Here is a 25,035-nt window from a genome sequence, read left to right on the forward strand (position 1 = left end):
TTCTATAAACTTTAATAATTTAGTGCGATATTATCGATTAACCTTACATTATTTGCGTATGCCGCAATAAATGCACGGGATTTATTTTGTGTGTTTTTATTTGAAATGGGTTCGAGATCATCGGCATCAGAAATTTCAAAATATTCCAACTTTAAAATAGGATTTTTTTCGAATTCATTTTTTACCCCTTTCTTTATATCTGCTACAGATTTTGTGCCAAATTCACTTTTTACTTCTTGTAAGATTTTATAAATGAGAGAAGCTTGTGTTTGAGCTTCTTCAGATAATTGTTTATTTCTTGAACTTCTGGCCAAACCGCTTGCTTCTCGATTTATAGGGCAACCAATGATTTCCACATTCTGCTGGGTAATTTCTACGAGTTTTTTTACGATTAAATATTGTTGATAATCTTTTAAACCGAAAAAAGCTTTGTCGGGTTTTACGAATTCAAATAATCGTTTTAGAATTGTGCCAACGCCGTCAAAATGTCCGGCTCTGTATTTTCCCTCCATTTTAGAGGCAATTTCGCCAAATTCAAAATGTTCAGAAGTTATGGAATCATTATAAATTTCTTGAACCTCAGGCGCAAAAATGATGCAATTATCAAAACTTTTCTTCAGCAAAGCTAAATCATCTTTTAATGTACGAGGGTATTTTTCTAAATCTTCGGGGTTATTAAATTGTGTAGGGTTTACAAAAATGCTTACAACTACTAAAGCGCAAGATTTCTGAGCTAGGCTGATTAAAGACAAATGTCCTTCGTGTAAAGCTCCCATAGTTGGAACCATACCAACGTTCTCGCCAGTTTTTTTATGATTTTCTATAAAGGAATTGAGCTCCTTTTTATGATGAAATACCTGCACTAGTTGTAAATTTAAGTCGTGCAAAACTAATATATTACTGGCAAACTGCATAAATTTTTGTAATTTTGCCTGTTTTTTATCGTTAATCGTTAATACAAAGAGTAAAACATTTATGAAAGATAAGCGCATTTTGTACGTATCTTCTGAGGTAATCCCGTACCTCCCAGAAACTGAAATATCATCTATGTCTTTTGAAGCACCAAGAATGGTAAATAGTCAAGGCGGGCAGATACGTATTTTTATGCCTCGTTTTGGGAATATTAATGAAAGACGTCATCAATTGCACGAAGTAATTCGGTTATCAGGAATGAATTTAGTGATAAATGATCTTGATATGCCGTTGATTATAAAAGTTGCTTCAATTCCTAAAGAGCGAATGCAAGTTTACTTCATCGATAATGAAGATTATTTTAAGCGAAAAGCAACGTTTAGCGATGAAGAAGGAAATTTATTTGAAGATAACGATGAGCGCGCCATATTTTTTGCAAAAGGAGTTATTGAAACCGTAAAAAAATTAAATTGGTCGCCCGATATAATTCACGTGCACGGTTGGTTAGCTTCATTATTGCCGCTTTATTTACGCAATTATTATGGAAATGAGCCGTTATTCAACAAATCGAAAATTGTAACCTCAGTTTACAGCAAAGGTTTTGAAAACACGCTTGCTGAAGATATGTACAAAAAAGTATTGTTCGATGGTCTTTCAGATGAAAATGTGGAGCATCTTCAAACCCCAACTTATGAAGGCTTAATGAAAACTGCTATAGATAATTCTGATGCGGTTATAAAAGGAAGTGCAGAAATCCCTGAAACATTAGACACATACTTGGAGTCTTTAGATAAACCGGTTCTTGATTTTAAATCAAAAGAAGAATTTGCACAAGCTTACCAAGAATTTTACTTGGAAAAAGTTTTAAATGAAAAAGAAAGCGAATAGCATGAACATAAACAAGGCAGTGAAATTTTTTGCAATTGCACTAATTGCAATAATTTCTTTCACCTCGTGTGAAGATGATTTTAGTGAAGTAGGAAGTAATATTGTTAGCAATAATAATTTTAATGCACGCTTGTTTGAGAAAGTCGAACTTGATGCCTACAGCAGAAAAATAAATAGAATTCAGACCAACCGTTTGCCAGGTCATAATCTTGGCGTTTTTAACGACCCTGTTTACGGAAAAACCACCGCAAATATTTTAACGCAATTAAGTTTAGAGCAAACCAATCCCGATTTTGGTGATGATGCGCAATTAGACAGCGTTATTTTAACCATTCCGTATTTTGCAACAGCATTATCACAAAGCCAAGAAGGAATTGAATATGAATTAGATTCAATTTTTGGAAATGACCCAATTAACTTCTCCATCTACGAATCTAATTATTCGTTAAGAAGTACAGATCCGAGTAATAATTATGAAACACAGTTTTATTATTCAGATCAAATGGATCAATTTGAATCTTTTATAGAAACTACACCACTTGTTGAGGTTAATAATTTTAGACCTTCAGCAAAAGAAGTGATTACATATGAGTTGAATGATGATGAAATCGATACCATTCGTTCAAGTCCACGACTTCGTATTGCATTACCTACAGAGTTTTTTCAAGAAAAGATTATAAATCGTTCTGGAACTGCACTGTTATTAAGTCAAGAGAATTTCAGAAATTATTTTAGAGGGCTTTATTTTAAAACCGATGAAAATATTCAGCAAGGCTTAGGAATTTTATTAAATTTAAATTCACCTTCTTCAGAAAATCAAAGTTTAGAAAATAGAGCCAATATTGCATTATATTACAAAACCACTATTCAGGATATAAATGGTGAAGAAAATGAATTAAGGAGCACATATCGATTAAGTTTTTCGCCAAATATTGTGAATGTTTACAATAATGAATATGAGGAGTTACCCTCTGAGGAAAATTTATACGTCAAAGGAGGTGAAGGTTCGCTTGCTGTTATCGATTTATTCACCAATCAACAACAATTAGATTCTATTCGCGATTTAAATTGGTTGGTAAATGAAGCCAACCTAACGTTTTATGTGGAAGAAAATATAGTTCCTGAAGGAAATCACGAACCGGAACGATTATTTATCTACGATGTGAAAAACGGTAGAGTGTTAGACGATTTTGTTAACGATATAAGCGCGACTGAAAACGGAACAACTTCCCGACTCAATCATTTAGGGAAATTATCTACCGATAAAAATGGTAACCGATATTATAAGTTAAGAATTACCGATTACATCAATAATATTATCAATAAAGATTCAACTAATACCAGATTAGCAGTGGTGGCTTCTCAAAATGTTAATATTGCGAGTCAGATAAATGTTGAAGTAGAGGATGAAGAGAATATTGAAGTAGCTCCTTCTTCAGCTGCTATTTCCCAAGAAGGAACTGTGTTATACGATACAAATACCCCCAATAATACAAAACGATTAAAGTTGAATATTTTTTATACTGAACCAGAATAATTATGTGTGGAATTGTAGGATATATTGGGCATAGAGACGCTTATCCCATCATTTTAAAAGGTTTACAACGTTTAGAATATAGAGGTTACGACAGTGCTGGGATTGCACTTTATGACGGAAAAGAACTGAACATCAGTAAAACTAAAGGAAAAGTAAAAGATCTTAAAACGCGTTTAGAAAACGAAATATCTACCAAAGGAAAAGTAGGGATTGGTCATACGCGTTGGGCAACGCACGGCGTTCCTAATGATGTAAATTCTCATCCACATTATTCTAATTCTGGAAATCTTGTTATTATTCATAACGGAATTATAGAAAATTATGGAACAATTAAAAAGGAATTAATTCAACGTGGTTATACGTTTACTTCAGAAACCGATACAGAAGTATTGGTTAATTTAATTGAAGACGTAAAAAAACAAGAAGACGTTAAATTAGGTAAAGCTGTTCAAATCGCTTTAAATCAAACTGTTGGCGCTTATGCTATTGCCGTTTTCGATAAAACAAAACCCGATGAAATTGTTGTAGCTCGATTAGGAAGTCCATTAGCTATAGGAATAGGTGATGATGAATTTTTTATAGCCTCAGACGCTTCGCCTTTCATTGAATATACTACAGATGCTATTTATTTGGAAGATGGAGAAATGGCTGTCGTTCGCAGAGGGAAAGATGTAAAAGTTAGAGAAATTCAGAATGATAAATTAGTTGCGCCCTATATTCAAAAACTACAATTGAATTTAGAACAGATCGAAAAAAACGGATTCGATCACTTTATGCTGAAGGAAATTTATGAGCAACCAAAAGCCATTACCGATACCTATCGCGGAAGAATGTTGGTAGAGCAAGGTCTCATAAAAATGGCGGGAGTCGATGATAATTTAGAAAAATTCTTAAACGCCAAGCGAATTGTCATTGTAGCTTGCGGAACTTCTTGGCACGCCGGTTTAGTGGCAGAATATATTTTTGAAGATTTAGCAAGAATTCCTGTTGAAGTTGAATACGCTTCAGAATTCAGGTATCGAAATCCTGTAATCGACAAAGATGATGTTCTAATTGCGATTTCTCAATCTGGTGAAACTGCAGATACAATGGCGGCTATCAAGTTAGCAAAGCAAAAAGGCGCGTTTGTTTTTGGGGTTTGTAACGTGGTAGGTTCTTCAATTTCTCGAGAAACTCATGCGGGAGCTTATACGCACGCCGGTCCAGAAATTGGTGTGGCTTCCACAAAAGCATTCACTACGCAAATTACAGTATTAAGTTTAATTGCTTTAAAATTAGCAAAAGCAAAAGGAACTATAAATAATACCGATTTTCATTATTACTTACAGGAATTAGAAATTATTCCCGATAAAATCACAAAAGCTTTAGAGTCTAATGAACATATTAAAGCTGTAGCTGAAAAATATAAAGAATCGGCAAACTTTTTATATTTAGGAAGAGGTTTCAATTTCCCGGTTGCTTTAGAAGGCGCTTTAAAATTGAAAGAGATTTCCTATATTCATGCTGAAGGTTACCCGGCAGCAGAAATGAAACACGGTCCTATTGCTTTAATCGATGAACAAATGCCGGTAGTTGTTATTGCTACTAAAAAGGGACATTACGATAAAGTAGTCAGTAATATTCAGGAAATAAAATCACGTAAAGGAAAAATTATCGGTATTGTAACCGAAGGAGATGAAAATGTTCGGGAACTAGCAGATTATGTAATTGAAATTCCAGATAGTACTGAAGCGTTTACACCGCTATTAACTACAATTCCTTTACAGTTACTTTCTTACCATATCGCTGTGATGTTAGGGAAAAATGTAGATCAGCCTCGAAACTTAGCGAAATCAGTGACGGTAGAATAATTTTTTCAGAACAAATTAATTTTCGAAAATACAGGTATAAGATATCATAAAATTTAGCTATCTTTGCAGCCGGAAAATGCAAAGACATTTTTTCGCATTACAAACTATAAATTAAAGAATTAGATAATGTCTAAAGTTACAGGTAAAGTTGCTCAAATTATCGGTCCTGTTGTTGACGTTGAGTTTAACACAGAGAACGCTGAATTACCAAAGATTTACGATTCCTTAGAAATTACAAAGAAAGACGGATCAAAATTAGTTCTTGAAGTTCAAACACATATTGGTGAAAATACCGTGAGAACAATTGCTATGGATTCTGCCGACGGACTAAGTCGTGGAACAGAAGTAATTGCAACCGGAAACCCAATTCAAATGCCAATCGGAGACGATGTTTACGGACGTCTTTTCAATGTAACTGGAGACGCTATCGATGGTATGGGAGAATTACCAAAAACCGGAAAAGACGGAATGTCTATTCACCGTGAAGCTCCAAAATTCGAAGATCTTTCAGTTTCAACTGAAGTTTTATTTACCGGTATTAAGGTAATCGATTTGATCGAGCCTTATGCAAAAGGTGGTAAAATTGGACTTTTTGGTGGTGCTGGTGTTGGTAAAACTGTACTTATTCAAGAGTTAATTAATAATATTGCAAAAGGTCACGGTGGACTTTCAGTATTTGCTGGAGTTGGAGAACGTACACGTGAAGGAAATGACCTTTTGAGAGAGATGCTTGAGTCTGGTATTATTAAATACGGAGATGACTTTATGCATTCTATGGAAGAAGGAGGATGGGATCTACAAAAGGTAGATAAAAACGCAATGAAAGAATCGAAAGCAACTTTCGTATTCGGACAGATGAATGAACCGCCTGGAGCACGTGCTCGTGTGGCGCTCTCAGGATTAACAATTGCAGAATATTTCCGTGATGGAGCAGGAGATGGTCAAGGAAAAGATGTACTTTTCTTTGTTGATAATATTTTCCGTTTTACACAGGCAGGTTCAGAGGTTTCGGCTCTTTTAGGTCGTATGCCATCTGCGGTAGGTTACCAACCAACATTAGCAACAGAAATGGGTGCAATGCAGGAACGTATTACTTCAACTAAAAAAGGATCAATTACATCGGTTCAGGCGGTTTATGTACCGGCAGATGATTTAACTGACCCGGCACCGGCAACAACTTTTGCCCACTTAGATGCTACAACGGTATTGTCTCGTAAAATTGCTGAACTTGGTATTTACCCTGCTGTAGATCCATTAGAATCTTCATCAAGAATTTTAACAGCAGATATTTTAGGAGCCGATCATTATAATTGTGCACAACGTGTAAAAGAGTTATTACAACGTTATAAAGAATTACAAGATATTATTGCAATTCTTGGTATGGAAGAATTATCTGAAGAAGATAAATTAGCGGTTGGTAGAGCTAGACGTGTACAACGTTTCTTATCACAACCTTTCCACGTAGCAGAACAGTTTACAGGTCTTAAAGGAGTATTGGTAGATATTAAAGATACAATTAAAGGATTTAATATGATTATGGATGGTGAATTAGATCATCTTCCAGAAGCTGCATTTAACTTGAAAGGTAGTATCGATGATGCTATTGAAGCAGGTGAAAAAATGTTAGCTGAATCGTAAATTAGTTAGCAGTACATTCAGTTTTGGTCTCTTTGACTTTATACTGTAAACTGCAAACTGCAAACTAAAAAACTATGTATTTAGAAATTGTAACTCCAGAAAAAGTATTATTAAGTGCTGAAGTAGTTTCGGTGACTGTTCCGGGAGTAGAAGGAGAATTTCAGATGCTAAATAATCACGAACCGATTGTTTCTGTTTTAGAAGAAGGTGATGTGAAAATTGAAGGAAGCTTTACTATTGAAGAAGATGTTCAAAATCAGTTTACAAAACAAGCTGATAACAAATATCACTTACACATAAAAGGTGGCGTTCTGGAAATGAAAAACAATAAAGCGGTTATTTTAGCAGATTAATTTTTCTAAAAAAATAATATAAAAAAGCGCATTCTTACAAAAGAATGCGCTTTTTTAGTAATAATCATACGTTATAGTATACTTCACAACAGTTGAATTATTATAATATACTGCTTCTAATGGGAAATTATCATCGTTATAACTGTATTCTACTATATAGGTTGGTGGACCAGGTTTCAAGTCTTCTGTTTTTTCAGAAACATTATAAGGGCTTATGCATACCAAATCGGATATAATAAGTTCTCTCAAGTATCTATTTGAAATAGAAATATCTTTATCTATAACCAAACCAATTTCATCAAATAACTTGTAGAAAGGATTTTTGTTATCATCAAATTCAAAATAATCTATATAAACTATCCAATCAGTATTTTCGGGATATGTTTTCAATTTTTCTATTTTATTATTTTCATCGTAAAAAATATTAGTAACTGGAATCATACCAGTGGATTGAATGCGACTAACTAAGCCGTCACTGTTATAGGCATAACCCCAATTGAAACCATAATCCCAAGTTTCTATTTCCTTTAAGCTGTTATTGGAACGATAAAAATGCATTATGGAATCTTCTTGATTATTAAAATTATTTTGATTATCAAAATCTACAGAAGAAGAATTATTAGAGTTTGAGTTATACTTAATAGTTTTACTTATTTTATCAAAACTGTTATACTCAAATGAATAATATGTAATTTCTCCAGCTTCGTCTTTATAAGCTAACTTATCAATTTGATTGTTTTCATAATTAAAATAGAAAGTGTGTAGATTGCCATTTACATCAATAGTAAAAGTTTTTAGTGAATTAGGAGCAGGAGGCTCATCATTTGAATCATCATTATTGTCATCATTCTTAGGTTGATCTATACTTTCTTCTTCAATAACTTCGATATTTTCATCTTTACTACACGAAAATAAAATTAAAGAGGTAAGTAATAATAGTATAGAAAAATATCTTGATGTCATAATATATTTTGATTACATATTAAATATAACAAATTTTTTATGAATTAGTAAACCAAACTCTTAAGAATATTAAATTTACTTAAATTATTATTTAATTACTCTATAAATAATACGATTTATCTCTTTTTTCGAAAAGCCAATACCATATTCGTTTTCCAAATAGTTTAATGTTTCATTCAAATCATTTTTCATTTCTACTTCTAAATTATACCTTTTATTACTTGAATCAATGTATTCAAAACGTTGGTTGTAAATATCTTGAAGTTGTTTGGCGAGAACTTTTAGAGAGACATTTTTAAAAGTGATATTATTTTCAACTTGTTTAGTACTTGACTTTATGGAGCTAGATTTGTCTTTATGAATAGCTTTAAGTTTTGTTGGCTCGATAATACTTAACCTAAAGATTTCTACATTTTTCTCAGTAGGAATTATTTTTAACTTATAATAATCCAATAGTTTATTTAAAATAAGCTTATTATTTTCTAAAGTAATTTTTCCGTTATAATATATATTAAAGAAATTTCCATAAGTGGTGTCGGCTTCAATATTGATATTTATTTCATCAATTTCGGTTAAGGCTGAAATAACTCTTTTCAGTTTTCCTGCATTTATTTGAAAACCTGTTTCAGAATTACTGGAGTAGGTGTAATAATTTGAACATTGTATTTCATTTTCAGGATTTAATTTTAGACAAGATTCTTCAATTTTAAAATTATAGTTTTTCTCATTCTGTTCAACAATCAGTTTACTCTTTCCTTTTTTTACCGCTTGATTACAAGAAATCGTAGTGAAAATTATAAGTAAACTCAGAAAAAATATAAATGGATATTGGATTTTTTTCATCGAAATAATTTTTAAATAACTACAACTTCTCTTTTAAATTCTGTACAAATTTTTTTAAGGCTTTTGGAGCGTTAAAACGGTAGCCGACAATAAATGAAATATAACGCGTGGTATCGTTGGCAATTACGTTGGCGCTATTTGGTCTTTTCTGTAAAGTACCTTTAGAAATAATTCCGCCGTAAAACGTATCGGTATGATAACCTAACGAAAGATCGACGGTGCTGGTCGTTAATAAACTTGTAATATTATTTCCTTCAGCTAAGGTTTGCGTCATTCCCAAACCAACAGAAAGTCCGCCAGAAACTAGAAAATGATCCTCGATAACCCAATTATAATAATACGCCGGAGCGATCGCAATATTAATAACTTTCGATTTTGTATTATACGGTAATTCATCTATATTTTGAAGCGAAGTGTAATTGTAAAGCAGTGACGGAATTAAACTTCCCGCATTTTGAAGCTGTCGCTGATTTCCGAAATAGCGCGCCCGATAAGAAAAATTCGGATTAAAAATATACGATGATTTTCCGCCAATTTTAAAACTTTTCACATCAGGAATATAAACTTCAGGAGAAGTTTTAGGGTAAAGCGTCATTCCTTTTTGGTAGAATACTTGCAATTCATGAATCCATTGTCCCGGCATAAGCGCGGTGGAAAATGAATACAAGGTAGACTCTTTATTATCTTTATTTTCCGTAAAAAAGCGCGGCGCAAAACTAAAGCCGAAACTTAAAATGTCATAATTGGCAGAAAAACCCAGCGAAGTTTTTCTATTCGGAATTAAATCTAAGCGATCGTCTTTTGTTTCGTTGTAAAGTTCAAATTCATTCGATCTGCTGAGCGTAAAAATATCGACCGATAATTTTTTAGGATAAACCTTATAAGCCGCTTGAGGGATGGTGTCGGTTTGTGCAATACAAAAGCTCGTCAATAAAAAGATTGTAACCGAAAAAAATTGTTTCATATACTGAACTAGTAAAATTGATTATTTTATGGTGTTAATCGGCGCGGTATTCTAGAATATCTCCGGGTTGGCAATCTAACACTTCGCAAATTGCCTCTAACGTTGAAAAACGTACCGCTTTTGCTTTTCCGGTTTTTAAAATGGAAAGATTGGCGCGCGTAATTCCTATTTTTTCCGCTAATTCATGCGATTTCATTTCGCGTTCTTCCATTACTTTATCGAGGTTAATGTAAATACTCATTTTTAAATCGTTAAATCATTTTCCTCTTTTATAGCTACCGATTCCTTTAAAATCTGACTTATTAAAATGAAGCATAAGCCGCAAATGAGCATAAAAATAAGTAAACTGGAATAACCTAACCCATAATCCGTTTTATTATTGTCAATTCTTAAATAAATAATAGCTAACGAACGGGAAATAAAACCTAAAGTTGCACAGATTGATAAATAAATTCCTGAACGTTTAAAATATGAAACCGTTTTTAGTTGAAATATTTTTTTCTCCATAAACGCTTTTACAGCTTCACGTAAATAACCCACGCCAAAGAAAAATATTATTGAAATTGAATAATTCAAGATGGTGACAGAAACAGTTATTGGTGTTGTAGCTTCTGTTGAAGAGCCAAGTAATAGCAACCATTTAAAATCCAAATTAAATAAACTAATAAAAAACACACCGATTGCTAATAAAATTCCTAATCCTAATAAATAAAACAGGAAATCAATTAAAGTTTTTAGAATATATTTCATCTTAAATAGTTAATTCGTTTTCTTCTTTTTGACGTTGCGCGATACTGAATAATTTTGAAAGGAACAGGAAAAATAAACCGACACCGATAATATAATATTCATTACCAAATAAGTCAGTCGCTTCTAAACCAAATTCAGCGTTGAAATCTTTATTTACATTATTGAAAAATATGCTGTAAAAGATTGAAAATAAAAATTTAGTTACGGTTGCACCAATAATACATTGTCCTATTCGCTTTAAGTAAAATGTTTGTTTTGATGTGAAAACACGTCTTGGTTTAATATCGTACACAAATTTTTTGAGGAAAAATAAACTACCTAACGTTAAGGCTAGAATAATAAAATAGCTAATAAAAAAAGATGCAACCTTTCCGGGTTCAGAAATTTCGCTGGTATTGATAATAGTAACTCTGTTAATTTTTAAATTCAAAAATTCTGGAATTTCGTGCTTAATAAAAATAATATAATTACAAATTAGAAAAAGCCCAATATAGGTTAAACTATACATTGTAAACAGCAGACTAATTAAAAACCGAAGAATATGTAAAACCTTCATATTGAAAATTAATTATTGTTTTTCGATAACAAATGTATTTAAAATTATTGAATAACAATAATTATTAGTAAAAAATTGAAAATGAAAGAATGTTATCATCTTGTTAAACCTATAAGCGATAATCGGTAGAATCTGAGTCACTTCAAATAATACTTTTATATTTGTAGTTCAGATTTTAAAAAAGCATGCTAACAGCCATATTAACGGGATTTCTCTTTTCAATTTTATTGGTTTTTCTTGGGCGATTTGTGAAAGGTAAATTTTCACTCATCCCGAGTATTATTCCGTTAGGCTTGTTCATTTATTTTGCGCAATTTATTGGTGAAATTTCTGAAGGAAAAACAATTATTCGAAATTACGAATGGATTCCGTCGTTTGGTGTAAACCTTACTTTTACGTTAGACGGACTAGCATTGTTATTTTGCTTAATGATTACCGGAATTGGCTTTCTGGTTTTCGCCTATACTTCAGCTTATTTAAAAACCCATAAATTTCTCGATCGTTTTTACGGTTATTTAAGTGCATTTATGGCGGCAATGCTCGGTTTGGTATTGTCAGATAATTTAATTTCGCTCTTTGTTTTTTGGGAGTTAACCAGTATTAGTTCATTTTTTCTGATCGGTTTTAACAATACAAATGAAGCTTCTCGAAAATCAGCTTTAACCGCTTTAGGAATAACAGGAATCGGCGGGTTATTGTTGCTTGCCGGCGCTTTAATTTTAGGAAATATTTCCGGCACGTATTCCATTACTGAAATGATGCAAAACCCTTCCGTCATCACCGGAAGCGAATATTATATTTTAGCGGTCGCTTTAATTTTTGGAGCCGCATTTACCAAATCTGCGCAATTTCCTTTTCATTTTTGGTTACCCGGCGCGATGAAAGCGCCAACACCGGTTTCTACGTATTTGCATTCCGCCACAATGGTAAAAGCGGGAATTTATTTATTATTAAGATTAACGCCGGTTTTAGGCGGAGAATCATTTTGGAATACCTCACTCATAATTGTCGGTGGAATCACTATGCTTTATTCCGCAGTTCATACGATTTTTAGAACCGATTTAAAAGGGATTTTAGCCTATTCAACCATTTCAGCTTTAGGAATTTTGGTGTTTTTAATCGGTTTAGGAACCGAAGCTTCCCTATTAGCGGCAGCGGTTTTTATTCTGGTTCACGCACTTTATAAAGCGACTTTATTTTTAATTACCGGCGCTATAGATTTAGGCACAAAAACAAGAGATGTTACCAAACTTCGCGGGTTACGAAAAGTAATGCTTCCAGTAGCTATCGCAGGTTTTTTAGCCGCACTTTCTAATGCGGGAATTCCGTCGAGTATTGGTTTTATCGGGAAAGATTTAATTTATGAAGGGACGCTGCATTTCGAAAATTCAGTTGTACTTCTTACCGCTTTGGCTTTAATAACTAACGTTTTTATTTCGTACGCGGGTTATGTAGCAGGAATTAAACCTTTCTTCGGAAAATTACCGGAAGAATATAAAGAAACAACTTATCCTAATTTCTTTATTTGGTTTCCACCGGTTTTATTAGGTTCGCTTGGTATTTTATTCGGTTTATTTCCGGTTTTAATTGAAGGTGCTTTAATAAAACCAATTGTGGCTTCATTAAATTTACCTACGGAAGAAATTCATTTAAAACTTTGGCATGGTTTTACGCCAATTTTAGCTTTAAGTGCCCTTACAATTGGTTCGGGCGTGGCGATGTATTTTTTACTGAAACCTTCGCAAAAATTAGAACGATTTATTAATTCGTTAGAATTTATTTCGCCAAAGAATATTTTAGAACAATTCAATAGTTTATTTGAAAAATTCTCAAGTTTTTGGACCAATACATTTCAGAATGGTTATTTGCGAAATTATGTTTCCACAATAATTGTTTTTCTGGTAGTTTTAGTCAGTTGGACACTTTTACAGAATACTACTTATAAAATTGATTATGCTTCCTTTTCAAAACTTACGATTTACGAAGGAATTGTTTTAGGGATTATGTTTTTTGCCATAATTTTTACAGTATTTACAAAGTCAAGATTAGCCGCTGTTGCCGCGATGGGCGTAATAGGATATTCCATTTGTTTGCTTTTTGTGTTTTATAGTGCGCCAGATTTGGCGATGACGCAATTCGCGATCGATACGCTTACGGTAATTTTATTTGTATTGGTGCTGTATAGGCTTCCGAAGTATTTAGTATTATCAGATTATAAAAACAGGATTAGAGATGGAATTCTTTCCATAGCTTTTGGCGGATTAATTTCCATTTTAGCTTTAGAAGTTTTAGCGCAACCTGTAAATGAAGAAATAAGTGAATTCTATGCGAAGAACGCTTACCTTGAAGCGCACGGAAAAAATGTAGTGAATGTAATTTTAGTTGATTTTAGAGGAGCAGATACAATGGTAGAAATTTCAGTATTAGCCATTGCAGCAATTGGTGTTTTTGGCTTACTGAAATTGCGATTAAAATCAACAGAAAGAGGCCAACGATAAAGCAGAAAGAAGATGAAAACAATTATATTACGTACGGCATCAAATTATTTACTCCCAATATTGTTATTATTTTCAATATTCATTCTGTTACGCGGTCATTATTTGCCCGGCGGCGGATTTGTAGGCGGATTAATTGCTTCCATCGCTTTTGTTTTACACGCTTTTGCCAACGGATTAAAAGACACGAAAAAATTACTGAAATTTCATCCTGGATATTTAATGCCAGTAGGTTTAGCGCTTTCATTTTTCAGCGGTTTGCTTCCGGTAATCGGTTTCGATGAACCTTTTATGACAGGACTTTGGCTTCATCATCCGTTACCTGTAATTGGTAAAATAGGGACAGCATTGTTTTTTGATATCGGGGTTTATTTGGTTGTACAAGGCGTAACCTTAACTATAATTTTTACAATCTCAGAGTCAGCTTAACTATGGAAATACTTTTAGCAATAATGACCGGGGTTTTATATGCAGCAGGACTGTATATGATTTTACGTAGAAGTTTAGTAAAATTAATTATCGGTTTAATTATTATTAGTAATGGTGCGAATTTGCTTATTTTTCTTTTAGGAAGAATTACAAAAGGGCATCCACCAATTATTCCTGAAGAGACGAAAATATTTTCAGAAATCTATGCAGATCCTGTTCCGCAGGCGCTAATTTTAACCGCAATTGTAATTAGTTTCGGGCTTCAATCTTTTGCTATTATTTTGGTGAAAAGAGCCTATAAAGTAGTGAATACCGATGATATTGATGAAATGAACGCAACCGACGAAGAAGTATGATGCAACAATTATTATTATATCCACTATTATTTCAGCTTTTACTGAGCATAATTCTCATGTTTGCGTGGCGAAGAATAGATTTGCAACGCGTAATTAGTATTTGTGGTAGCGTTGTTGGTTTAATACTTTCGGGAATTTTATTTTATCAAGTTTGGACACAAGGAACGCAAACCGTTCAAGCAGCAAGTTGGGAAGCGCCTTTCGGAATTACTTTTGTCGCTGATACGCTTGCAGCAACATTGGTTTTATTAACATCAATTTCTGGATTAGCGGTTTCTAGTTATTCTTCGGCTTCCGTGATTCCTGCGCGATTACGATTTGGGTATTTCCCGATTTTTCATTTTTTACTTTTAGGGTTAATCGGGGCTTTTTTAACCGGAGATATTTTCAATTTATACGTTTGGTTTGAAATTATTATCATCAGTTCTTTTGTGCTCATTACGTTAGGAGGAGAAAAACCTCAAATTGAAGGAGCGGTAAAATATTTTACCTTAAATATTCTGGCTTCCATTATATTCTTAACCGCAATTGCAGTGATGTACGGTTTAACCGGTTCATTAAATATGGCAGATTTAGCGGTAATTGTTCCGAAATTGGAAAATAGAGGCTTGGTAGAAGTTGCCGCGATTTTATTTTTAATCGGCTTCGGAATTAAATCGGCTGTTTTTCCTTTATATTTCTGGTTACCGGCTTCTTATCATACGCCACCTTCGGCAGTTTCAGCAATTTTTGGGGGTTTACTTACCAAAGTTGGTGTTTATGCACTTATTAGAATTTTTACCTTAATATTTTTAGAGGATGTTTTATTGGATGATATATTGTTGATCATTGCGGTATTAACATTATTTAGCGGTGCAATAGGCGCCTTGGTTCAGAAAAATGTACGCAAAGTTTTTTCCTACCTAATTATTTGTCACATCGGTTTTATGATTGCCGGTTTAGGAATGTTTACGGAAGCTGCAATTGCCGGCGCGATTTTTTATCTTATTCACGATATCGTGGTGAAGACAAATTTATTTATGATCAGTGGTGTAATTTACCGTATAAAAGGAACGATTAATATGAAAACTTTAGGTGGTTTATATGAAGAATACCCGAAACTTAGTTTGCTTATGATTATTCCGTTTTTCTCGTTAATTGGTGTGCCGCCACTTTCAGGATTTTGGCCGAAAATTTCCTTAATTATAGCCGGTTTTAAAACCGATAATTATGTGATAATTGGCGGAATAATTTTTGCGAGTTTATTAACCTTGCTTGTTATCGCCAAAGTTTGGAGTGAAGTTTTTTGGAAAAAGCCTTTAGAAATTCCAAAAAGACAACACTTTTTGTATTTTAAAGATATGACAACCTTGCGACGAGTTCAGTTTATTGCGCCGCTAGTATTTCTTACTTTAGTGTCGTTATACATTGGGTTTGGTGCAGAACATATTCAGCAATTATCAAGTAGAATATCTTCAGAATTACTCGATAGCGGGCAATATATTAAGGCAGTAATGCCAAAAAGTTAAGACGATGAAGAATAGATTTTTATCAAACATATTACTTACCTTTATTTGGGTAGCCATAACAGGAGATTTTCAGTTCTCTAATTATGTGTTTGGGTTTATTCTCAGTTTCATTATCCTTTTTGTAATTACGCGTGGCGATGCAAAATACTTTAAGATAATTCCGAAATTAGTTGCCTTTATTTTCTTTTTCCTTTTTGAATTAATTAAAGCCAACTTGCAAGTCGCTTTTGATGTGGTTACCAAAAAATTCTATATGACGCCCGGGATTATTAAAGTTCCTTTGGAAGCCGAAACAAATTTAGAAATTAGCTTATTGGCAAATTTAATTACGTTAACACCTGGAACGTTAAGTCTAGATGTTTCTGAAGATCGTAAAGTTTTGTACGTACATGCAATGTACATTAGCGATAAAGAAGAATTTATTAGCGATATAAAAAACGGATTTGAACGAAGATTACTTGAAATTTTAAGATGACCGTAGAAGAATATTTATATTACATCATATTGCCCATTTTAGCCGTTTCGGTTCTGCTGGTATTTTACCGATTTGTAATCGGGCCAAGTATTGCCGATAGAGTAGTAGCGTTAGATTTACTTATTACTATTGGTATTACGCTAATTGCTTTATACAGTATTGTTTACGATCAATCTACTTTTTTAGATATTGCCATGATTTTAGGATTAATCGCTTTTTTAAGTACGGTCGCATTTTCCTATTATCTTGAAAAACGAATGAAAGCGCAACGCAAAGACAAAAAGAAAAAAAATGAGTGATATTGCAATCATAATACTATCCACTTTCGGAGCCATTTTTATTTTACTTGCCGCGGTAGGTTTTGTAAGAATGCCCGATACTTATTTACGAATTTCAGTAACTACAAAAGCCGTGACGCTTGGTGTAGGTTTAATTTTGGCGAGTGCTGCCATTTATTTCGATGATCTTTCGGTCACCTCGCGCGTATTAGCCATTATTCTTTTTATCATTCTAACCGCGCCTGTTGGCGGACATTTAATTGGGAGGACTTCCTATTTTTTAGGAGTTGGAATGTGGAAAAATTCGGTTTTAGATGAGTTGAAAGGAATGTATAAAGAAAACTCACATACCTTAACCAGCGGTTTTGAAGGTGAAACCGAAGAAGAAGAAAAAGAACGAAAAAACCAACACAATAATTAATTTGTGCCACAAAATCCAGCAGGAATTCTAAAAAAAATAGCCGAAAGAAAACAAACCAATTCTTTTCGTACACTTACTGAATTTTCCTCAGCGCAAATCGATTTTTCCTCTAACGATTATTTGGGTTTTGCGAAATCTGAAAAAATTTTTCAGGAAACATCAAATTTACTTCAGCGTTATAAAAATACTCAAAACGGGGCGACAGGTTCCCGCTTAATTTCAGGAACTTCAGCGCTTACTTTTCAAACTGAAGAAAAAATAGCAACATTTCATAAAGCTGAAACTGCTTTACTTTTTAATTCCGGGTACGATGCAAATATTGGCTTGCTTTCATCGGTTCCGCAGCGCAATGATTTAGTTTTTTTCGATGAATTTTCGCACGCTTCTATTCGCGACGGAATTAAAATGAGTTTTGCGAAAAGCTTAAAATTCAACCATAACGATTTAAATGATTTAGCCGAAAAAATTGAAAAACACCAACCGCATTTTCAGCAAATTTTCATTGTAACAGAAAGTGTTTTTTCAATGGATGGCGACCAACCTGATTTGAAAAAATTAATTTCTATAAGCGAAAAAAATAATTGCTTTTTAATTTTAGATGAAGCGCACGCATTGGGCGTAATCGGGAAAAATGGCGAAGGTTTGGCGCAAAACCAACATTTAGAACATAAAATTTTTGCCAGAATTGTAACCTTCGGGAAAGCGATGGGCGTTCACGGAGCTGCAATTTTAGGAAATTCAACTTTAAAAGAATTTTTAGTGAATTTTGCGCGGAGTTTTATTTACACTACTGCTTTGCCACCACATTCATTGGCTTCAATTTTGGTAGCTTATCAAGCATTAGAAACTTCTTCAGCAAAAAATAAACTCGTTGAAAATATTCAGTTTTTTAAAAAATTAGTGAACGATTTTCAGCTGAATAACTATTTCATTTCCAGCGATTCTGCAATTCAATCGTGTATTATTTTGGGAAATGAGCGCGTAAAAGAACTATCTTCAACATTTTTAACTCAAAATTTTCAGGTGAAAGCCATTTTATCGCCTACCGTTCCCAAAGGAAAAGAACGTTTGCGTTTTTGCATTCACACTTATAATTCAAAAGAAGAAATAAAAGTAGCCCTAACGTTATTAAAAGAGCAATTATGAAAGAAAAATTAGTAACCGTTGCGCGTTTCCAGTATTCTTCTGAAGCGCAAATTATCAAAGGACGTTTAGTGGCAGAAAATATAGAAACTTTTTTAGCTGATGAATATATAATCGATACCGATCCGTTAATTAGCAACGCAATTGGTGGAGTGAAGCTGCAAGTTTGGAAAGAAGATAAAATCTTAGCTGAAGAAGTTTTAGCCAATATTTCTAGTTTCTCGGTAGATGATAACGGCGAAGCGTTAATTTGCCCAAATTGCCAAAGCCACAAAATTAGATATTATACAACTATTAACGATTTTCGTTCGTTTTTCTCCTTCTTACTTTGCTTATTTTTTGTTGTTTTGCCCATTAGCGTTTCGTATAAGTATCATTGCGAAAATTGCCATAAAAAATTTAATCTAAAATGAAAAGCATATTTGTTTCAGGAATAGGAACTGAAGTTGGAAAAACCCTTGTTTCAACAATAATTACCGAAGCTTTAGAAGCCGATTATTTTAAACCGATTCAAGCAGGAGATTTACAAAATTCTGATACGCATAAACTGAAAAAATTAGTGACTAATCAAAAAACGGTTTTTCACCCAAATTCATTTCAGTTAAAAACGCCTATGAGTCCGCATGCTGCTGCGGAAATTGACAAAGTTTCCATAAAAGCGAATAAAATAAAGCGCCCGATTACAGAAAATGATTTAGTAATTGAAGGCGCCGGAGGTTTGTTGGTTCCTATAAATAATTCAGAAACAATTATTGATTTAATTCAGCCGGAAGACAAGATAATTCTCGTTTCGCGTCATTATTTGGGAAGTATAAATCATACACTTTTAAGTATTGAAGCCTTAAAAAATCGTGGTTTAAGCTGTAGCGGAATTATTTTTAGCGGTGATGAACATAAATCTACCGAAGAAATTATCGAAAAACTGAGCGGCGTTCGCATTTTAGGAAGAATTGAAAACGAACCTTATTTTGATGAAAATGTAGTAAAGGAATACGCGCAATTGTTTCAGAAAAAATTAAAATCCTTGTAATGAGTTTAACACAAAGAGATCAAAAACATATTTGGCATCCGCTAACGCAACATAAACTTCAGAAAGAAATTATTGGAATTAAAAAAGCGAAAGGAGTTTATTTAACCGATGAAGAAGGAAATGAATATATAGACGCGATTAGCTCTTGGTATACTTCGGTTTATGGGCATTGCAACGATTTTATTTTAGAAAAAGTGAAAGCGCAAATGGATCAGTTAGATCAAATTGTGTTTTCAGGATTCACGCACAAACCTGCGGTAGAATTATCGGAAGCTTTAATTTCCATTTTACCGAGCGAACAAGAAAAGATCTTTTTTAACGATAATGGATCTACCGCAACAGAAGTCGGTATAAAAATGGCGTTGCAATATCATTTTAACCAAGGGAATGATAGAAAAGTAATGCTCGCTTTTGAAGAAGGTTTTCATGGCGATACGTTTGGAGCGATGTCGGTTTCGGGACTTTCGGTTTATAATGGCGCTTTTGAAGAACATTTTATAAAAGTAAAGCGTATTCCGGTTCCTAACGGAAATAATACAAAAGAAATTCTTCAACAATTAAAGAAAATTCATGAAGAAACGCCGTTGGCCGGATTTATTTATGAACCTTTAGTGCAAGGTGCCGCAGCAATGAAAATGCACGATGGGGAAGGCTTAAACGAAATTTTACGATTTTGCAAAAGCCGAAATATTGTGTTGGTAGCCGATGAGGTAATGACAGGTTTTGGAAAAACAGGTAAAAATTTTGCTTCAGACTATTTAACCATTCAGCCTGATGTCATTTGCATGTCTAAAGCATTAACCGCGGGTTTATTACCGATGGGTGCAACTTCATGTTCATTAGAAATTTACAATGCTTTTTATGATGATGAATTGGCAAAAGGTTTATTTCATGGTCATACCTATACGGCAAATCCATTAGCTTGTGCCGCTGCTTTGGCTGGGGTAAAATTATTAAAATCGAAGGAAATTCAACAGTCTATTCAATTAATAAATAATGCGAATACAGAGTTTGAGCGAACGCTAAATTTACATCCAAAAGTAGCTGAAACAAGAAATTTAGGGGTAATTTTCGCGATTGATTTAAATATTGAAATGGAGCGCTACGGAAGTACGCGCGATAACATTTTTAAGTCTTTTTTGAAGAAAGGAATTTACCTTCGTCCACTTGGAAAAACTATTTATATCGTTCCGCCTTATATTATTTCAAAAGAAGAATTATCTAAAATATATAAGTCAATTACAGAAGTATTAGACGCGCTATAAAAAGCAAATTAAGACGTTAAAGAGCTTTATTTTTGATTCTAAAATTAAATTTTTAATAATTTTTTAGCTATTTACTTCGTTTATGTGTAATTTTTTAAGATATTAGTAATATCATATTTTAAATATGAAGGGTTATTGAAAATCAGGAATGGGGTATCCTGATTTTTCTGAAAAGCTCCGGTACTAACCGGAGTTTTTTTATAGAAATAAGTTTTAGATATTTGCAGAAACTTGCCCCGATGTCAATTAATCCTATTTCCATTGTTTCGCATGCTTCAATTTCTGCTTTAGGTTCTTCAGAAGAAGTAGTTTGGAATAATTATGTAAAGGGAAAACCGCTATTTAAAAAAATACCTTTTCAGCATGAAGAAGTTTATGTGAGTAAACTTGCAAATGAAGAAGAGGAGAAAATAGAAGCTTTAAAAATTGAAAATCAAAAATACAGTCAACTAGACCGAAGTGTTTTGAATGCAATTTTTTCAGGTAGAAAAGCAGTTAAAAATGCAGATTGGGAAAAAGAAACAATCGGTGTAAATATTGGCTCTTCTCGTGGCGCAACCCAACTTTTTGAAAAATATTATCAAGAATTTTTAACTACCGAAAAATCTTCAACTTTAGCCTCGCCCACAACTACTTTAGGAAATATTTCTTCGTGGGTAATGCAAGATTTAGGAATCGATGGAGTTGCGTTAAGTCATTCTATCACATGTTCTACAGCTTTCCACGGAATCTTAAACGCCATTGCTTGGTTAGAAAGCGGAATGAGTGATAAATTTCTAGTCGGTGGTTCAGAAGCGCCTTTAACGCCATTTACCATCGCGCAAATGAAAGCCTTGAAACTTTATGCACCAACCGATGAAAATTCGTTTCCGAATAAAAGCATGGATTTTTCGAAAGCTAGAAACACGATGATTTTAGGAGAAGCTGCCGCAAGTTTTTGTCTAGAAAAAGCCGAAAAGAATGAAAAAGGAATCAAAATAATTGGTTATGGATTTGGTTCAGAAAAATTAAAACATAGCGTTTCAATCTCTTCAGATGCAGAATGTTTACAAACTTCAATGAAAATGGCTTTGAACAAAGCAAATCTTGAAATGGTAGACGCAGTTGTACTTCATGCACCGGGTACAATAAAAGGAGACACTTCTGAATTAGCAGCTTTACAAAAAATATTTCCAAAAGAGCTTCCGGCATTAACTTCAAATAAATTTTTAATTGGTCATACATTTGGAGCTTCCGGGGCGATGAGTTTAGAAATGGCAATTTTAATGCTGAAGAATCAACAATTTATTGAAAATCCTTTTTATAAAAATAAATCGATTCCACCTACTCTAAAATCGATTATGGTAAATGCCGTAGGTTTTGGCGGTAATGCGGTAAGTATAATTATTTCAATAAACTCATAAATTTACACTAGAAGTTTAAAAACTTTCTTGAATAGGCCGTAAGGTAAACGAGCTTTTACTATTTTTGAAATCTAAGCGATAAAGAATATGGAAATTAAACACCACTGGACTCAAGAAGAAATCACTGAAATTTACAATAAACCTTTAATGGAATTATTGTATGAAGCAGCAACAGTTCATCGAAAATATCATAATCCAAATACGGTTCAAGTTTCAACCTTACTCTCTATAAAAACCGGCGGATGTCCCGAAGATTGCGGTTATTGTCCGCAAGCAGCACGATATCATACCGATATCGAAGGAAATGATTTAATGAGTGTTCAGCAAGTAAAAGCACAAGCATTACGGGCAAAAGCTTCCGGGAGTTCTCGTGTTTGTATGGGTGCGGCTTGGCGAAATGTAAAAGACGGACCAGAATTCGATAATGTGTTAGAAATGGTGCGAACCATCAATAAACTTGATATGGAAGTTTGCTGTACATTAGGAATGGTGACAGAAAATCAAGCAAAACGATTAGAAGAAGCTGGATTATACGCATACAACCATAATTTAGATACTTCAGAAGAATATTACAAAGAGGTTATTTCTACACGCGGTTACGAAGATCGTCTAGAAACCTTAAATAACGTACGCAAAACTAATGTTACCGTTTGTAGTGGTGGAATTATAGGAATGGGCGAAAAAGAAGAAGATCGTGCAGGAATGTTAGTTGCTTTAGCAAGATTAAATCCGCAACCGGAATCAGTTCCAATTAATGCTTTAGTTCCGGTAGAAGGAACACCAATGGAAGAGCAACAAAAAGTTTCTATTTGGGAAATGGTAAGAATGGTAGCAACTACCAGAATTGTAATGCCACAAACGCAAGTTCGTTTATCTGCGGGTAGAACCGATATGAGTAAAGAAGGACAAGCGATGTGTTTTTTCGCGGGAGCAAATTCAATTTTTGCGGGCGACAAATTATTAACCACTCCAAATCCCGATGTTACTGAAGATATGCAACTTTTTAAAGAATTAGGTTTAGATGTTCAAAAACCATTCGAAAAACACAGTCAACGAAAAAGTGTAGAAGCAGCAGATTCGGTTCATCAATCATTGGGAGAAAAACCAAAATGGTCGCGTCCAGGGCATAAAATTGAAAAAAACGTAGAGGCTCAAGAAAAAAGAAAGAAAGCGAAAGCTTAGGTATAATTTTGGGTGCGAAATGAAGTTGAAGGAGATAGATTATAGAGATAAAATTACGGGAACTGAATTTATTACTAATTATGTAAAAAAGCAGAAACCCTTAGTTTTAACAAAGCTTTCTGAAGACTGGCCGGCAAGAAAAAAATGGAATTTAAATTATTTTGCTGAAGAAGTTGGCAACGTAGTAGTTCCGCTTTACGATAGCGAACCCGCAAAAGGAAACGAGAATTCCCGAAAACCGGCAAAACGTTTACCGATGCGGGAATATATTCAGTTGTTAAAAAAAGGTCCTACAGATCTTCGTATTTTCTTTTTCAATGTTTTACAGAAGTGTCCCAAACTAACAGAAGATTTTAGTTATCCCGATATTGGTTTAAAATTCTTTAAGAAATTACCGGTGTTGTTTTTTGGTGGTGAAGGAGCCAGAGTGTTAACTCATTACGATGTTGATCTTGCTGAAAATATGCATTTCAACCTATACGGTGAAAAGGAAGTTATACTCTTTCCTCACGATCAAAAAAAATACCTTTATCACGTTCCTTTTTCAATAGTGACGATTGAAGAAATTGAAATGGATAACCCAGATTTTAAAAAATATCCCGCTTTAAAAAAGTTAGAAGGTTATAAAGTTCGGCTAAAGGCTGGAGAAACTTTGTATATTCCTAGCGGGTATTGGCATTATATTCGTTATGTAAGTCCGAGTATTTCAATGACACTTCGCGCCTTACCCAGAAGTTTTTCAAAACTCACAAAAGTGTTTAAAAATATTGTTTTTATGATGAGTTTTGATAATTTAATGAGAAAATTACGCGGACAACGTTGGGTTGATTATAAAAATAAGTTAGCAGTAAAGCGTACGCATAAAAATATATAGATTGAATGATGAAAGTTAATGGATTATATGCTGAAGAAATTCCACGCGTAAAAACTATTAGTAAAAAAGATTTTATAGAAAATTATGTAAAGCCTCAAAAACCTTTGGTAATTGAAGAGTTAACTAAAGATTGGGACGCTTACGACAAATGGAATTTAGATTATATAGCCGAAGTTACAGGAGATAAAACCGTTCCGCTTTTTGACGATCGTCCGGCTTCTTCAGAATATAAATTTAACGAGCCACACGCAAAAATGAAGATGGAAGAATACATTCATCTTTTAAAAAACGAACCGACTAATTACCGAATTTTTTTATATAGTTTGCTAAAAGAAGTTCCTTCGCTTCAGAACGATTTTAGCTATCCCGATATTGGTTTAAAATTTCTGAAGCAACTTCCATTTTTATTTTTTGGCGGTGAAGATTCAAAAGTATTTATGCATTATGATATTGATTATGCGAATATTATGCATTTTCATTTCCACGGAAAAAAACGCTGTTTAATTTATCCGCCTTCAGAATCTAAATATCTTTATAAAGTTCCGCATGCATTAATTTCTAGAGAAGATATCGATTTTTCGAATCCAGATTTAGAAAAATGGCCGGCGTTAAAAAAAGCAAAAGGTTTTGTCGCAGATTTATCTCATGGAGAAGCGCTTTATATGCCGGAAGGCTATTGGCATTATATGCATTATAAAACGGCAGGTTTTTCTATGAGCTTACGTTCAATTCCTAAAAAGCCCAAACATTTGGCAAAAGCAGCTTATAACGTTTTTGTAATGCGCCATTATGATAATTTAATGCGAAAATTAAAAGGACAAGCGTGGATAGATTATAAAGATGAAATGGCTTATAAAAAGACGCATCAGAAAAACAAGCTTCCTTTTTAATAGGAATATTTTACCTAACAATTCTCTAATCA

27 protein-coding genes are annotated in these 25,035 nt (G+C 33.6%); 20 read left to right on the forward strand and 7 right to left on the reverse strand.

What is annotated here, in order from left to right; genetic code table 11:
- Window positions 1–11 precede the first annotated feature (11 nt).
- Complete coding sequence (gene panC / locus ACFFGL_RS10090; protein WP_309726405.1) at window positions 12–992, reverse strand: pantoate--beta-alanine ligase; 981 nt, start codon at window positions 990–992, stop codon at window positions 12–14.
- Here panC and ACFFGL_RS10095 point away from each other — a divergent pair.
- From ACFFGL_RS10095 to ACFFGL_RS10115, 5 genes are all read left to right on the forward strand, one after another.
- Complete coding sequence (locus tag ACFFGL_RS10095; RefSeq protein WP_309726403.1) at window positions 976–1,800, forward strand: glycogen/starch synthase; 825 nt, start codon at window positions 976–978, stop codon at window positions 1,798–1,800. The genes panC and ACFFGL_RS10095 overlap by 17 nt on opposite strands.
- Window positions 1,781–3,337 carry a DUF4270 domain-containing protein gene (locus tag ACFFGL_RS10100; RefSeq protein ID WP_309726401.1) on the forward strand — a complete coding sequence of 519 codons (1,557 nt, stop codon included), beginning with the start codon at window positions 1,781–1,783 and terminating at the stop codon, window positions 3,335–3,337. The genes ACFFGL_RS10095 and ACFFGL_RS10100 overlap by 20 nt, the downstream gene beginning before the upstream one ends.
- A 2-nt stretch (window positions 3,338–3,339) precedes the next feature.
- Complete coding sequence (glmS, locus tag ACFFGL_RS10105) at window positions 3,340–5,187, forward strand: glutamine--fructose-6-phosphate transaminase (isomerizing) (protein WP_309726399.1); 1,848 nt, start codon at window positions 3,340–3,342, stop codon at window positions 5,185–5,187.
- Window positions 5,188–5,313: 126 nt separating this feature from the next.
- The gene (atpD, locus tag ACFFGL_RS10110) at window positions 5,314–6,825 is read left to right on the forward strand and encodes a F0F1 ATP synthase subunit beta (RefSeq protein ID WP_309726397.1); all 1,512 of its coding nucleotides are present in this window, start codon (window positions 5,314–5,316) and stop codon (window positions 6,823–6,825) included.
- Between the two features lie 74 nt (window positions 6,826–6,899).
- Window positions 6,900–7,178 carry a hypothetical protein gene (locus ACFFGL_RS10115; RefSeq protein WP_309726395.1) on the forward strand — a complete coding sequence of 93 codons (279 nt, stop codon included), beginning with the start codon at window positions 6,900–6,902 and terminating at the stop codon, window positions 7,176–7,178.
- A gap of 54 nt (window positions 7,179–7,232) precedes the next feature.
- On the opposite strand, the gene ACFFGL_RS10120 is transcribed toward ACFFGL_RS10115, so the two are convergent.
- From ACFFGL_RS10120 to ACFFGL_RS10145, 6 genes are all read right to left on the reverse strand, one after another.
- Entirely contained in the window at window positions 7,233–8,141 is a 909-nt protein-coding gene (locus ACFFGL_RS10120; RefSeq protein WP_309726393.1) for a hypothetical protein, read from the reverse strand.
- Between the two features lie 87 nt (window positions 8,142–8,228).
- On the reverse strand, window positions 8,229–8,984 hold the full coding sequence (locus ACFFGL_RS10125; protein WP_309726391.1) for a DUF4974 domain-containing protein: 756 nt from the start codon (window positions 8,982–8,984) through the stop codon (window positions 8,229–8,231).
- A 19-nt stretch (window positions 8,985–9,003) separates the two neighbouring features.
- Window positions 9,004–9,948: a DUF4421 family protein gene (locus ACFFGL_RS10130; protein WP_309726388.1), complete on the reverse strand. Its 945-nt coding sequence runs from the start codon at window positions 9,946–9,948 to the stop codon at window positions 9,004–9,006.
- Window positions 9,949–9,982: 34 nt separating this feature from the next.
- Window positions 9,983–10,189 (reverse strand): helix-turn-helix domain-containing protein, encoded by a 207-nt coding sequence (locus ACFFGL_RS10135; protein WP_309726386.1) that lies wholly within the window; start codon window positions 10,187–10,189, stop codon window positions 9,983–9,985.
- Window positions 10,190–10,191: 2 nt separating this feature from the next.
- On the reverse strand, window positions 10,192–10,698 hold the full coding sequence (locus tag ACFFGL_RS10140; protein WP_309726385.1) for a DUF2975 domain-containing protein: 507 nt from the start codon (window positions 10,696–10,698) through the stop codon (window positions 10,192–10,194).
- 1 nt (window position 10,699) lies between these two features.
- On the reverse strand, window positions 10,700–11,254 hold the full coding sequence (locus ACFFGL_RS10145) for a DUF2975 domain-containing protein (RefSeq protein WP_309726383.1): 555 nt from the start codon (window positions 11,252–11,254) through the stop codon (window positions 10,700–10,702).
- Between the two features lie 185 nt (window positions 11,255–11,439).
- Here ACFFGL_RS10145 and ACFFGL_RS10150 point away from each other — a divergent pair, with 185 nt between their 5' ends.
- The 15 genes from ACFFGL_RS10150 to ACFFGL_RS10220 all read left to right on the forward strand — a co-directional run bounded on the left by ACFFGL_RS10150 (window position 11,440) and on the right by ACFFGL_RS10220 (window position 25,003).
- A complete protein-coding gene (locus ACFFGL_RS10150) occupies window positions 11,440–13,752 on the forward strand; it encodes a putative monovalent cation/H+ antiporter subunit A (RefSeq protein WP_309726381.1) in 2,313 nt (770 codons plus the stop codon).
- Between the two features lie 12 nt (window positions 13,753–13,764).
- Window positions 13,765–14,178, forward strand: a complete 414-nt coding sequence (locus tag ACFFGL_RS10155) for a Na+/H+ antiporter subunit B (protein WP_309726378.1) — start codon at window positions 13,765–13,767, stop codon at window positions 14,176–14,178.
- A gap of 2 nt (window positions 14,179–14,180) precedes the next feature.
- Window positions 14,181–14,534: a Na+/H+ antiporter subunit C gene (locus ACFFGL_RS10160; protein WP_309726377.1), complete on the forward strand. Its 354-nt coding sequence runs from the start codon at window positions 14,181–14,183 to the stop codon at window positions 14,532–14,534.
- Window positions 14,531–16,042, forward strand: a complete 1,512-nt coding sequence (locus ACFFGL_RS10165; RefSeq protein WP_309726375.1) for a proton-conducting transporter transmembrane domain-containing protein — start codon at window positions 14,531–14,533, stop codon at window positions 16,040–16,042. Before ACFFGL_RS10160 ends, ACFFGL_RS10165 begins: the two co-directional genes overlap by 4 nt.
- 4 nt (window positions 16,043–16,046) lie before the next feature.
- Window positions 16,047–16,517, forward strand: a complete 471-nt coding sequence (locus ACFFGL_RS10170) for a Na+/H+ antiporter subunit E (protein ID WP_309726373.1) — start codon at window positions 16,047–16,049, stop codon at window positions 16,515–16,517.
- Window positions 16,514–16,816, forward strand: a complete 303-nt coding sequence (locus ACFFGL_RS10175) for a cation:proton antiporter (RefSeq protein WP_309726371.1) — start codon at window positions 16,514–16,516, stop codon at window positions 16,814–16,816. Before ACFFGL_RS10170 ends, ACFFGL_RS10175 begins: the two co-directional genes overlap by 4 nt.
- Complete coding sequence (mnhG, locus tag ACFFGL_RS10180; protein ID WP_309726369.1) at window positions 16,809–17,216, forward strand: monovalent cation/H(+) antiporter subunit G; 408 nt, start codon at window positions 16,809–16,811, stop codon at window positions 17,214–17,216. The genes ACFFGL_RS10175 and mnhG overlap by 8 nt, the downstream gene beginning before the upstream one ends.
- A gap of 3 nt (window positions 17,217–17,219) precedes the next feature.
- Window positions 17,220–18,362 (forward strand): aminotransferase class I/II-fold pyridoxal phosphate-dependent enzyme, encoded by a 1,143-nt coding sequence (locus tag ACFFGL_RS10185; RefSeq protein WP_309726367.1) that lies wholly within the window; start codon window positions 17,220–17,222, stop codon window positions 18,360–18,362.
- Window positions 18,359–18,772 carry a putative signal transducing protein gene (locus tag ACFFGL_RS10190; RefSeq protein ID WP_309726365.1) on the forward strand — a complete coding sequence of 138 codons (414 nt, stop codon included), beginning with the start codon at window positions 18,359–18,361 and terminating at the stop codon, window positions 18,770–18,772. The genes ACFFGL_RS10185 and ACFFGL_RS10190 overlap by 4 nt, the downstream gene beginning before the upstream one ends.
- The gene (gene bioD / locus ACFFGL_RS10195) at window positions 18,769–19,389 is read left to right on the forward strand and encodes a dethiobiotin synthase (RefSeq protein ID WP_309726363.1); all 621 of its coding nucleotides are present in this window, start codon (window positions 18,769–18,771) and stop codon (window positions 19,387–19,389) included. The genes ACFFGL_RS10190 and bioD overlap by 4 nt, the downstream gene beginning before the upstream one ends.
- Window positions 19,389–20,654 (forward strand): adenosylmethionine--8-amino-7-oxononanoate transaminase, encoded by a 1,266-nt coding sequence (bioA, locus tag ACFFGL_RS10200; protein ID WP_309726361.1) that lies wholly within the window; start codon window positions 19,389–19,391, stop codon window positions 20,652–20,654. The genes bioD and bioA overlap by 1 nt, the downstream gene beginning before the upstream one ends.
- 239 nt (window positions 20,655–20,893) lie before the next feature.
- On the forward strand, window positions 20,894–22,057 hold the full coding sequence (locus ACFFGL_RS10205) for a beta-ketoacyl synthase N-terminal-like domain-containing protein (RefSeq protein ID WP_309726359.1): 1,164 nt from the start codon (window positions 20,894–20,896) through the stop codon (window positions 22,055–22,057).
- Window positions 22,058–22,144: 87 nt separating this feature from the next.
- Window positions 22,145–23,239 carry a biotin synthase BioB gene (gene bioB / locus ACFFGL_RS10210; RefSeq protein ID WP_309726357.1) on the forward strand — a complete coding sequence of 365 codons (1,095 nt, stop codon included), beginning with the start codon at window positions 22,145–22,147 and terminating at the stop codon, window positions 23,237–23,239.
- A gap of 19 nt (window positions 23,240–23,258) precedes the next feature.
- On the forward strand, window positions 23,259–24,113 hold the full coding sequence (locus tag ACFFGL_RS10215; RefSeq protein WP_309726355.1) for a cupin-like domain-containing protein: 855 nt from the start codon (window positions 23,259–23,261) through the stop codon (window positions 24,111–24,113).
- A gap of 8 nt (window positions 24,114–24,121) precedes the next feature.
- Complete coding sequence (locus tag ACFFGL_RS10220; RefSeq protein WP_374708748.1) at window positions 24,122–25,003, forward strand: cupin-like domain-containing protein; 882 nt, start codon at window positions 24,122–24,124, stop codon at window positions 25,001–25,003.
- Window positions 25,004–25,035: the final 32 nt, after the last annotated feature.

The organism is Mesonia maritima, assembly GCF_042433895.1.
In the GTDB taxonomy this organism is placed as follows: Bacteria; Bacteroidota; Bacteroidia; order Flavobacteriales; family Flavobacteriaceae; genus Mesonia; species Mesonia maritima.